This window comes from Herbidospora cretacea (assembly GCF_001570605.1).
Taxonomy (GTDB): domain Bacteria; phylum Actinomycetota; class Actinomycetes; order Streptosporangiales; family Streptosporangiaceae; genus Herbidospora; species Herbidospora cretacea.
Map to the genome: position 1 here is coordinate 364194 of NZ_BBXG01000006.1, position 11058 is coordinate 375251.

Genomic DNA, 11058 nt, shown 5'->3' on the forward strand with positions numbered 1-11058 from the left:
ACCTACCTCCGCACGCCGTCGAGCATCTTGAACCGGTGGAGGAGCCACAGCAGGGGATCCTCCACCCGGTAGGGGCGGATACCGCCCGGTCCGACCTCCGCGTCCCCCGGCGCCTCGCCCAGGGACGACAGCGCGAAGAACGCGAAGTCGGCGTAGTTCTGCCGCAGATAGCGGTCGAGCCCGCCGGCCTGCCAGCTCTCCAGCAGCGCCCTGACCTGCTCGTGCACCGCCTCGTGGTCGTCGAGGTCGAAGGCGCCCGAGGGGGTCCGCGACCGGTGCAGCGCGGAGGCCGGCTCCCGCCGCTCCGCGTCGATCTTGCTGAGCGCGACCGCCACGGGGACCGTCAGAAGCCCTTTTCCGGTACGCAGCAGCTCCGTCACCCGGGCGATCACGTTCACCGGGTCGCTGTCGGGGTCGTCCGACGGCTTCTGCAAGGACGAGGGGTCGACCAGGAACACCACCGCGTCGGCGGCCCGCAGGTAGCGCAGGTGCCGTTCGGTCACCTCGCGGCTGCGCAGGTCCTCGCCCGCCGTGTCGAACAGCACCAGCGTCAGCGCCGCCTTCCGGCTGCGCAGCCGGCCCTTCACGGTCCGGCTGAGCAGGTAGACGAGGGGGTCGCGCAGGGTGTCGGTGACCGCCGACTGGGTCGCCCGCAGCAGCCGCCGCTCCCCGTAGAGGGGGCGGGCGAAGTCGCGGCGGTAGCGCTCGATCGTCCGGTCGTCGCACGGCACCAGCGACGCGTCGAGCTCGGCGCCGACCCGGTTCATCAGCTCGTGCAGCAGCACCGCGATGTACGTGCTCTTGCCCGACCCCTTCGCCCCCACGAGGGCGACGATCCGGCCGGGGTTGGCGCAGTATTCGGCGGCCAGCCCGCTGTGGCACTCGGGGCAGACCCGCCGCCCGGTGTCCCGGCCGCACGAGGGGCAGTCGGCCCGCCGCCCCGGCCGCCGCACCCGGAAGACCGGCGGCAGCGACGGGGGAGTGCCGCCGCGCAGCCGTCCGAGGGGCTCGTCGGCCACCGGTTCGCAGCCCCCGGCGCACCGGAACGCGATCTGGTCCTCGGCCACCCGGGCGAAGCAGTAGGGGCAGGTGATCATGTGCCCACCTTGAGCCGCCGCACCGGCGGCCCGATCAGCTCGACGCCGTCCCCGGCGAAGCACTTGAGCCAGTACGGCTTGGCCTGCCGGGGCGCCTTCACCTCGAACCGGGCCGGCGTCACCACCCCGGCCCACTCGCCGAGCACCGTCCCCTGGTCCGGCGACAGCGGCTCCACCCGGCCCGGCCGCAGCACCAGGACCAGCCGGTCGACCGTGACCGGCCGTTCGGCGAAGACCTCGACGATCAGGCGCCGCCGCCAGAACGGCCCGCTCCGGGACAGGTCGTAGCGGACCGGCGGCACCGCCTCCAGCGACCGCGACAGGCCGGGCCCGCGCAGCCGGACCCCGTTCACCAAGGCCGTCGGCACCACCTCGACCGTGACCGGTTCGTCCTCGGCCACCTCGACCCGGATCCCGCCCTGCGCCCGGTAGGAGGCCGCGGTGACGACCAGGGCCGTGCCGTTCACGGCCACCTCGACCTCGGGCACGTCGACCGGCCAGTCGAGCCCGACGTGCACGGCCCGCCCGAGGCGTTCGACGGTCAGCGACCTCGGCGGGGTCAGGTTGACGTGCTCGCGGGTGCCGCCGATCGTGGCCAGGTCGCCCGCGACGGTCAGCGCCAGCAGCACCCCCGACGCCGCCTTGACGAGGTGACCGTCGGGCGCGGGCAGCACCGCCAGGGCGCGGCCGGTGGCGCGGGCCTCGGCCACCGAGACCGTCGTGCCGAAGGGCCACGGGGGAGCCGACTCCAGCAGCCGGAACTCCACGTGACCGGCGGGGGGAGGCGCGCAGCGCAGCAGGATCCGGCCGTCGGGGGCGGGTTCGACGGTGAACTCGGCCACCGGCGCGGGGCGGGAGCAGGGGGTGGCGCGGGCGCGCACCCCGGAGGTCGTCACGCCACCCGAATAGACCGCTTTGACCAGGTAGACGTAGCCGACGCCGTTGCGTACCGCCCGGTCGGTGAAACCGGGACCGTCGATCTCGATGGGGGTCCCGTCGCGGGTCACCACCACCCCGGCGGCGTGGGCGGGGCGCGTCCAGCTCCCGGTGACGAGGCCGTCGCCCGCCCGGACCCGCACGTCGGTCACCTCGGGGCGGACCGTCACCGGCGGCGCGGCCACCTCGCGGGCGGCGGCGACGCCGCGGCGGGCCACCACGCCGTAGACGACCGGCTCGTCGATCGGCGGCTCGGCGTCGGTCACGCGGAACGGCTCGCCGCCGTCGAGGGGAGAACCGTTTCTCAGGATCTCGTACGAGATCTCGCCCGCCTTCGACCTCGACGCCCGCCACGTGACCACCACGGAAGCGCCGTCGGGCGTGGCCTTCACGTCCTCGGCGGGCAGCGGGACCAGCCGCCGCTGCAACTCCGCCGCACCGGGCAGGTCGGGCACCCGCCGCAGGGCGTCGGCCAGCGCCAGCCACGCCTCGTCGGGGTCCTCGGCGGCCAGCGCCCGCTCCCGCAGCGCCTCGGCCGTGGCCAGCCGGGCCCGGATCTCGGCGGCCAGCTCCGCCGCCGGACCGTCCAGTTCCAGAGAGGCGGACAGGGAGGCGGCCAGATCGGCGGCGGCGTGGATCTCCCCGGCGTCGGCCAGCTCCCGCAGCCGCGCGGCGGGCCCGCCCGCGACCCCGGTCTCCTGCCGGACCGCGAACACCAGCCGCCGCGCCTCGGCGGGATCGAGCCCCAGGTCGTCGACGGCATGGCGGAGGAGGGTGTCGTCGTAGGGGTGCTCCCGGACGCGTTCGCGCAGCCGGGCCACCATGTCGTACCGGATCAGCGCGGCCGGATCGGACTTCAGCGCGGTCAGCAGCGTGTCGGCCGCCGTCGTCCACGGCCCCCGCGTCTTCCGCCGCCACTCGGCCTCGACCGCCTGAAGAGGCAGGCTGGTCGCGCGCAGCACCCGGTAGGGCCCCTCGGGTCCCAGGACGAAAGCGGCCAGATGCCGCACCCGCAGCGTCTCCAGCGCCTCGCGCAGCCGGTCGTAGGCGGCGTAAGGGGGCGTCGACGCCAGCGCCTCGGGCTCCTGGACCGCGATCCCCAGCTCACGGGCCAGCGGCGCGAGGTCGAGCCCGGTCGAGCGGGCGATCCCGGCCACCACGTCGGGCGTGACCATCCGCAGCCGCCCCGCCGCGTCGTCGAGCCGCCGCCGGGCCTCCTCCAGACGCTCCCGTTCGCGCGCCCCGGCCTGCGCCAGCGCGTTCCTCAACGGCCCGGGGTCGCCCCCGGCGGCCGCGTCGAAGAGGGGGGCCAGCCGGGCGTGGTCGGCTTCGAGCCGGTCGACGAGCCGCCGGAACTTGAGCTGGCTCCGCTGCCGCCGCCAGCACTGCCGGACCGCCCTGACCGTCTCCCCGACCTCGGCCAGGTCGCGGCCCAGGGCGTAGCGGACCAGGAGATCGTCGGGAGGGGCCCCGGCCGCGCGCGCCGGGTCGAGCACCTCCCGCACATAGCGGGCCTCGTCGAACGGCATCCCGGGATCAGCTGACCGTCAGGTGCGACAGGCTCGCGCGCGACTCGGCGACGTCCTCCTCCGTCATCCCGCCGATCTGCACGTTCAGGCTCAGCTCCTGACCGGTCTCGTGCTCGCGCGCGGTGACGTGGAGCAGCCCGGAGGTGTCGAGGGTGAAGGTCACCTCGATCGGGAACCCGGCCGGTTTCCCCGGCGGGATCGCCAGGTCGCCCTCGGCGATCCGGTTGTTGTCCTCGACCGCGTCCGACGCCTCCGCGCCCGCCTGCTCCATCACCTCGATGGCCACCCGGGTCTGGTAGTCGTCGAGCGTCGCGAACCCCTCGGTCACGTCGGCGGGCAGCGGGTCGTTGGCCCGCACCAGGTGGGCGACGTACTCGCGCCGGGTGTTGACCGAGACGGCCTTGATCCCGAAGGCCCGCGAGGCGACCGTCTTGATCGTCCGCCCGGCGATGCGCTGCTGCTCGCCCGAGCTCAGGCCCGCGCGGGCGGCCATCTCCTCGGCCTGCTCGCGGGCTCCGCCCGCCAGGAGCCGCCGGTACGTCTCCTCGAAGGCGTACAGGGCCGCGCCCTTGGCCACCGCGAGGTCGGGGTCCTGCAACCGGGGCTGCACGCCGAGCTCCTTGGCCAGCGTCTCGGCCACGGCCGGCATCTTCGACGAGCCGCCCACCAGCACGAGATGGTCGAACGACTCGACCCCCTTGGCGCGGGCGGTCTGGAGGGTCCGGCGGGTGATCTCGACCGTGCGGTCGAGCAGGTCGCGGGTGAGCCGCTCGAAGTCCTCCCGCGACACCTCGGCCTTGGCGACCCGGCCGTCGTGCATGACCCGGACGGTGTGCTTGGTCCGCGAGGTCAGCGACTTCTTGAGCTCCTCGGCGTCGCGGCGTAACTGCTGCTCGGTCTGCTTGTCGTCGAGCGGGTCGGTCACGTCGGGGTGCTCCAGCCGGAACCGCTCGGCCAGCAGTTCGACCAGGCGGTCGTCCCAGTCGGCGCCGCCGAGCTCGTGGTCGCCGTCGGTGCAGACGACCTCGATGTCGCCCCGGCTGAGCGTGATCACCGTGGTGTCGAAGGTGCCGCCGCCCAGGTCGTACACGAGGATCCGGCAGTCCTCGCCGGGGTTGAGCACGCCGTAGGTGATCGCGGCGGCGATCGGCTCGGAGATGATGTCGATGACGTTGAGCCCGGCGATCTGGCCCGCCTTGCGGGTCGCGTCGCGCTCGGCCGCGCCGAAATAGGCCGGGACGGTGATCACGACGTCCTCGACGCGCCCGCCGGTGGCCATCTCGGCGTCGCCGGCCAGCTTCCGCAGCACGAAGGCGGAGATCTCCTCCGGCGTGTACGGCCGCCCGTGCATGGTCCGGGTGACGTCGAGGCCCATGTCGCGCTTGATCCGGCTGACCACCAGATCGGGTTCGAGGACCGCGCTGTCCTTGGCGGTCTGGCCGACCACGACGTTCTCCGGCGTCTCGAAGAACACCACCGAGGGGGTGGTGTCGGCGTCCTCGGCGTTGCGGTGGACCGTCGGCCTGCTCACCTCGTCGACGCTCGCGATGCAGGAGTAGGTGGTGCCCAGGTCGATGCCGTGCACGGCCATCAGATCTCCTCTTTTCCTATGACGACCCCCGCTTTTCTGAGCACGCGGTCCCCCGACCGGAACCCTTCGCTGACCACGCCGACGACGGTGCCGGGCGGGCCCTCGGCGGTGCCCGCGGGCCGGTGGAGGGCGGGGTCGTAGGCGTCGCCGGGGACCACCTCGATCCGGTCGGCGCCGGTCCGGGCGAGCACCTCGGCCACCTCTTCGGCGATCGCCTCCAGCAGGGCGCGCGAATGGCCCGGCTCCAGCCGGGCCGCCTCGCGGGTGACCGTGTCGTGGAGCCGGTAGAGGCCGTTGCGCACCGGGGTGAGGGCCTCCTGGAGCAGGCCGTGGCGCAGTTCCTGGTTCTCGGCGTGCAGCCGGTCGATGATCTGCTCGCGGTGGGCCGCGCGCTCGTGCTCCCGGCCGACCTCTTCCGTGAGTCGCGCCAGTGTGCTCGCGAGGTCGGAGGTCAGATCGTGCTCAGGAAGCATGCGAATCCCGTCGAATCCCGTTCAAGTGATCCGGAGAAGCCTGGCGCCGTCCACAGTTTCAGGAAATTTCCTGTTGCGCGCAACAGATATGGCTATTGCCGTATATCCGTGAGGTGTTCGACCAGAACCCGTACACAGCGCGGGTCGAACACGATCGTGTAGTGGTTGCAGTCGGGGACGACCTCCTCGTGGAGTCCCGGCAGGTCCTCGGCCCAGGCCGCCGTCAGCGCGTCGGGGAGCAGGCCGACCTCCTGGTTCAGCAGCCCGCGCGGGGCCCTGATCAGGGACAACGGGTGCCTGACGGCGTGCAGGGCGGCGCCGATCGCGGCCGTCTCCGACAGCAGCCAGCGGCCGTCCTCGCGGACCGCCCCCTCGACCGCGCGGGACCTGGTCCCGCCCTCGACGGGGAGGGCGTCGTAGCGGACGTAGCGCTCGACGGCGGGGGACCAGTCCTGCAAGGCAGGGTGTTGTTTAAAAAAGGCGACATAAGAATCTTCATCGGGAAATATCTGGCTAAGGCGGGTGAGGGCCGGGCCGAGAGTCGCCTCCAGGGTCTCGTCCACGTCCCGGCCCGGCGGGAGCGGCAGCGGCAGCCCGCCGTCGACCAGGACGGTCTTCGCGTAGGTCCGCTGGACGGAGTGCAGCACCGCCACGTAGGCGCCCATCGAGTGACCGGCCAGCACGGTCGTGCCGTCGGCGCCCAGATGGCGGGCGACCCGCTCGACGTCGTCGGCGTGACTTCGCAGACCGAAGGGGCCGGGGACGTCGCGGCTGTGGCCCCGGCCGCGCAGGTCCATCGCGGCCAGCCGCCAGCCGTCGGGGAGGGCCTCGCCGACGGCCGCCCAGGCCATCAGCGACGCGGTGATGCCGTGGACGGCGATGATCAGGCGGGGCCCGGCGCCGAACGTGGCCAGGCGGAGCTCGCCGCCGGGCACGGGGACGTTCTCTACGTACATCCCGCCATCCTGTCCCACGGAGGCTCGTGTCTGATCGGGCAGGTTCCGGGACGCGGGCCACGGCCGGCCTCCGGCCGTCCGTGACTCGTGTCTGATCGGGCAGGTTCCGGGACGCGGGCCACGGCCGGCCTCCGGCCGTCCGCGACTCGTGTCTGATCGGGCAGGTTCCGGGACGCGAGCCACGGCCGGCCTCCGGCCGTCCGCGACTCGCTTTGTATGCTCGTGGGGTGAGTGCGCGAGTGACCGTCGTCGAGCACGAGGCCGAGGCCGGGCTGGGCTTCTTCGGCGGGTGGCTGGACGACGTGGTGGTCTTCCGGCCCTACCTGGGAGAGGCCGTGCCGGACGATCCCGGGGACGGCCTGCTGGTCCTCGGCGGCGCGGCGTCGGCGTGGCAGGACGACGACTACCCGTGGCTGCCCGCGACCCGGGCGCTGCTGCGCACCGCGGTCGAGCGGGAGGTGCCGACGCTCGGCATCTGCCTCGGCGCCCAGCTGATGACGCTCGCCTGCGGCGGCGAAGTCGTCCGCGGTGTGAACGGGCTCGAAGTCGGAGTGGGCGAGGTCGTGCCCCTGGTGAACGACGATCCGCTGCTGGGCCATTTGACCCGACCCGCCCCGGCGATCCAATACCACCAGGACGCCATGACGGTTCTTCCCGACGGCGCGGTCCTCCTCGCCACCGGCACGCAGTATCCGCACCAGGCGTTCCGGATCGGGCGCCGCGCGTGGGGGGTGCAATTCCATCCGGAGGCCACTCCGGCCATTTTCGAGCAATGGACGACGGAACTGACAACACACCCCGCGGAAGAGTTGAACAAGCAGGTCAGCGCCGTCGAAGCTGGTCTGGTGGCCTCGTGGAGGCCGTTGGCGGAAGCATTCGGGGCCATCGTCGCGGAAAACGCGCGTAGTGGTTCGATTACGGTCCGAAACCACTAACGACGTCGCACAAGCCACGGGGTTACCGTGTGCGGAAGTTGACGACATGGCCATGAAACTGAGAAACGCGGGGTAGCGGTCAGGTGGTCGTGTCGCGAGGATTCCTCCTGGAGAAGGAAGACCATTGCGCATTGACGTCGCGGACATCGAGGCGGAGGAAGGGTCGGTGAACGCCGCGTTCCGGATGCAGACCACCGCCGGGCGCCTGGCCCGCCTCGGATTCGCCGATGGCGCCAGGGCCGAACGGCTGCTGGACGCACTCGGTCCCGAGGCCGTGGCCGACTTCGAGCTGCTCGACGATCTCGTCTCCGCCGCCGACCCCGACCTGGCCCTCATCTCGCTGAGCCGGCTGGTCGACAACGACCCGAGCGTGCTCGGCGCGCTGCGCGCCGACCCCGGCCTGCGCCGCCGCCTGCTCCGGGTGCTCGGCCTGAGCGCCGCTCTCGGCGACCACGTGGTCCGGCATCCCGAACACGTCACCGCCCCCGAGCCGGAAGACCCGCCGAGCCACCGCGAGGACCTGCTGTTCGCCGTCGGCGCCGACCCCGAGGCGGCCGACCCCGTCGCCACCGGCGAGAACGCCCTCGACGCGCTGCGCGTCGCCTACCGGGGCCGCCTGCTCCACCTGGCCGGCCTCGACGTGACCGGCGTGCTGACCCTGGCCGAGATCGCCGCCGAGCTGTCCGACCTGGCCGCCGCCGCCCTCGACGCCGCCCTCGCCATCGCCCGCGCCGAGACGCCCGGCTGGGACCAGGCGCGGCTGGCCGTCATCGGCATGGGCAAGTGCGGCGCCCGGGAGCTCAACTACATCTCCGACGTCGACGTCGTCTTCGTCGCCGAGCCCAAGGAGGGCGTCGACGAGGCGCTCGCCCTGAAGACGGCCACCAAGCTGGCCCAAGCGATGATGCGGGCGTGCACGACCAGCACGCCCGAAGGGTCGCTGTGGGAGGTCGACGCGGGGCTGCGCCCCGAGGGCAAGCTCGGGCCGCTGGTCCGGACCCTCGACAGCCACCTGGCCTACTACCGGCGGTGGGCCAAGACCTGGGAGTTCCAGGCGCTGCTGAAGGCCCGCCCGGTCGCCGGGGACATGGAGCTCGGCGAGGGATACGTCGAGCTCGTCAACGACATGGTGTGGGAGGCCGCCGCCCGCGAGAACTTCGTGGAGGACGTGCAGGCCATGCGGCGCCGGGTCGAGGCTCACGTACGGGTGTCGGAGGCCGAGCGGCAGATCAAGCTCGGGCCGGGCGGGCTGCGCGACATCGAGTTCGCGGTGCAGCTGCTCCAACTCGTCCACGGCCGGACCGACCCGATGCTGCGCCGCCGGGCCACGCTGCCCGCCCTCGCCGCCCTGTCGCGGGGCGGATACGTGGGGCGCGACGACGCCAAGGCGCTGGCCGAGGCCTACTCGTTCCTGCGCCACGTCGAGCACCTGCTCCAGCTCCACCGGCTGCGGCGGACCCACGTGGTGCCGTCCGACAGCGCCGACCTGCGCCGGATCGGGCGCGGCCTCGGCATGGTGACCGACCCGGTCGGCGAGTTCACCACCACGTGGAAGCGCCACGCCCTGGAGGTGCGGCGGCTGCACGAGAAGCTCTTCTACCGGCCGCTGCTCCAGGCCGCCGCGCGGCTGCCGTCCGAGGAGACGCGCCTGTCCACCTCGGCCGCCCAGGCCCGGCTGGAGGCTCTCGGGTACGCCGACCCGTCCGGGGCCCTGCGCCACATCAGCGCCCTGACCAGCGGCGTCTCCCGGCGCGCGGCCATCCAGCGGACCCTGCTGCCGGTCATGCTCGGCTGGTTCGCCGACGCGCCCGACCCCGACGCGGGCCTGCTCGGCTTCCGCCAGATCAGCGACAAGCTGGGCGCGACGCCCTGGTACCTGCGGCTGCTCCGCGACGAGACGGCCGTGGCCGAACGGCTGGCCAAGCTCCTGGGCACCTCCCGCTACGTCACGACGCTGCTGCTCCACTCGCCCGACGCGGTGGGCATGCTGGGGTCGGCCGCCGACCTGGCCGTCCGCCCGGTCGAGGCGCTGCACGCCGAGGCCAACGCGGCCGTCTCCCGCTACGGGCAGGACGTCGAGTCGTCGGTGGCGGCGGTCCGGGCGCTGCGGCGGCGGGAGCTGTTCCGGGTGGCGTGCGCCGACCTGACGGGACACCTCGACATCGAGGGCGTCGGGCAGGCGCTGTCGGAGCTCAACGACGCCACCATCGAGGGCGCGCTCAACGCGGCCATCCACAAGGTGACCGAGGAGCGGCGGGGCGAGTTCCCGACCCGGATCGCGGTCATCGCGATGGGGCGGCTGGGCGGCTTCGAGTGCTCCTACAGCAGCGACGCCGACGTCATGTTCGTGCACGCCCCGAACCCGGGCGCGGAGGAGAAGGACGCCACCGACGCCGCCCACGCGGTGGCCGAGGAACTGCGCCGGCTGCTGGTGCTGCCGACCCCCGAACCCCCGCTCGCGGTCGACGCGGGCCTGCGCCCCGAGGGCAGGCAGGGCCCGCTGGTGCGGACGATCTCCTCCTACCGGGCCTACTACGAGCGCTGGTCGTCCCCGTGGGAGGCCCAGGCGCTGCTGCGGGCCCGCTTCTGCGCCGGTGACTTCGACCTCGGCACCGAGTTCACGGCGCTGATCGACCCGCTGCGCTACCGCGAGGAGGGCCTGGCCCCCGACGCGCTGCTGCAGATCCGCAAGCTCAAGGCCCGGATGGAGGCCGAGCGGCTGCCGCGCGGCGCCGACCCGACCCTGCACACCAAGCTCGGCCGGGGCGGCCTGTCCGACGTCGAGTGGGTGGCCCAGCTCCTCCAGCTGCGCCACGCCGGGATGGTCCCCGCCCTGCGGACCACCCGGACCCTCGACACGCTGCGTTCGGCGGTCGGCGAGGGACTGCTGGACGCGGCGGACGAGCAGACCCTCGCCGACGCCTGGCGCTTCGCCTCACGGGTCCGCGACGCGATCATGCTCGTGAAGGGCCGCTCGGCCGACTCGATCCCGGGCCTGGTCAGGGAACGCGCGCTGGTCTCCCGCGCCCTCGGCTACCCGCCGGACGGCTCGGAGGACTTCATCGACGACTACCGCCGCACGACGAGACGGGCCCGCGCGGTCGTGGAGCGGGTCTTCTACGAAGGGTGATCACCCGGTTGCGGAGGTCTCGGCGGGGGTGTATCACGGTCCAATGGTCTCGTACTACGTGGATCTGGCCATCGGGCTGGTGCTGGCGTTCCTGCTCCTGTCCCTGCTGGTCAGCGGGCTGAATGAGGGCATCGTCCGATTATTGGGGATCCGGAGCAAGTTCCTCTGGGCCTACCTGCGCGACACCCTCGACGGTGGCGAGCAGATCACCCGGGTCTCCGCCCTCATGCGCTGGCTCGACCGGCGGGTGCGCGGCGTCTCCGCGCTGGGCCGGCGCCTGCGCAGCGCCCTGGCCGACCTGCTGCCGCCGCTGCGCAACGCCACCCGCTCGCGGCTCCCCGCGACCGTCCTCGGCGTCTTCGTCAAGCTCCCCTTCGGCAAGGACCCCCGCCCGAAGTTCAGCCCCACCCC

At 73.2% G+C, this 11058-nt stretch carries 7 protein-coding genes and 1 pseudogene; 3 read left to right on the top strand and 5 right to left on the bottom strand.

What is annotated here, in order from left to right; all coding sequences use genetic code 11:
• Positions 1 to 2: 2 nt before the first annotated feature.
• The 5 genes from AW270_RS14435 to AW270_RS14455 all read right to left on the bottom strand — a co-directional run bounded on the left by AW270_RS14435 (position 3) and on the right by AW270_RS14455 (position 6582).
• Complete coding sequence (locus AW270_RS14435) at positions 3 to 1097, bottom strand: TRAFAC clade GTPase domain-containing protein (RefSeq protein ID WP_061294806.1); 1095 nt, start codon at positions 1095 to 1097, stop codon at positions 3 to 5.
• Positions 1094 to 3562: a hypothetical protein gene (locus AW270_RS14440; RefSeq protein ID WP_061294807.1), complete on the bottom strand. Its 2469-nt coding sequence runs from the start codon at positions 3560 to 3562 to the stop codon at positions 1094 to 1096. The genes AW270_RS14435 and AW270_RS14440 overlap by 4 nt, the downstream gene beginning before the upstream one ends.
• A gap of 7 nt (positions 3563 to 3569) precedes the next feature.
• A complete protein-coding gene (locus tag AW270_RS14445; RefSeq protein ID WP_061294808.1) occupies positions 3570 to 5153 on the bottom strand; it encodes an Hsp70 family protein in 1584 nt (527 codons plus the stop codon).
• A complete protein-coding gene (locus AW270_RS14450; protein WP_061294809.1) occupies positions 5153 to 5626 on the bottom strand; it encodes a nucleotide exchange factor GrpE in 474 nt (157 codons plus the stop codon). Before AW270_RS14450 ends, AW270_RS14445 begins: the two co-directional genes overlap by 1 nt.
• 92 nt (positions 5627 to 5718) lie before the next feature.
• Complete coding sequence (locus tag AW270_RS14455; protein WP_061294810.1) at positions 5719 to 6582, bottom strand: alpha/beta hydrolase; 864 nt, start codon at positions 6580 to 6582, stop codon at positions 5719 to 5721.
• Between the two features lie 239 nt (positions 6583 to 6821).
• On the opposite strand from AW270_RS14455, the gene AW270_RS14460 reads away from it, so the two are divergent.
• From AW270_RS14460 to AW270_RS14470, 3 genes and pseudogenes are all read left to right on the top strand, one after another.
• Entirely contained in the window at positions 6822 to 7517 is a 696-nt protein-coding gene (locus AW270_RS14460) for a type 1 glutamine amidotransferase (protein WP_245674711.1), read from the top strand.
• A gap of 184 nt (positions 7518 to 7701) precedes the next feature.
• The gene (locus AW270_RS14465; protein WP_061294851.1) at positions 7702 to 10647 is read left to right on the top strand and encodes a bifunctional [glutamine synthetase] adenylyltransferase/[glutamine synthetase]-adenylyl-L-tyrosine phosphorylase; all 2946 of its coding nucleotides are present in this window, start codon (positions 7702 to 7704) and stop codon (positions 10645 to 10647) included.
• Between the two features lie 43 nt (positions 10648 to 10690).
• A pseudogene (locus AW270_RS14470) lies at positions 10691 to 11058 on the top strand (hypothetical protein); the annotation flags it as partial.

What these genes read in the sequence shown, in the direction of transcription:
- AW270_RS14435 (WP_061294806.1), bottom strand. Translation starts at nt 1,097, where the DNA reads ATGATCACCTGCCCCTACTGCTTCGCCCGGGTGGCCGAGGACCAGATC.
- AW270_RS14440 (WP_061294807.1), bottom strand. Translation starts at nt 3,562, where the DNA reads ATGCCGTTCGACGAGGCCCGCTATGTGCGGGAGGTGCTCGACCCGGCG.
- AW270_RS14445 (WP_061294808.1), bottom strand. Translation starts at nt 5,153, where the DNA reads ATGGCCGTGCACGGCATCGACCTGGGCACCACCTACTCCTGCATCGCG.
- AW270_RS14450 (WP_061294809.1), bottom strand. Translation starts at nt 5,626, where the DNA reads ATGCTTCCTGAGCACGATCTGACCTCCGACCTCGCGAGCACACTGGCG.
- AW270_RS14455 (WP_061294810.1), bottom strand. Translation starts at nt 6,582, where the DNA reads ATGTACGTAGAGAACGTCCCCGTGCCCGGCGGCGAGCTCCGCCTGGCC.
- AW270_RS14465 (WP_061294851.1), top strand. Translation starts at nt 7,702, where the DNA reads ATGCAGACCACCGCCGGGCGCCTGGCCCGCCTCGGATTCGCCGATGGC.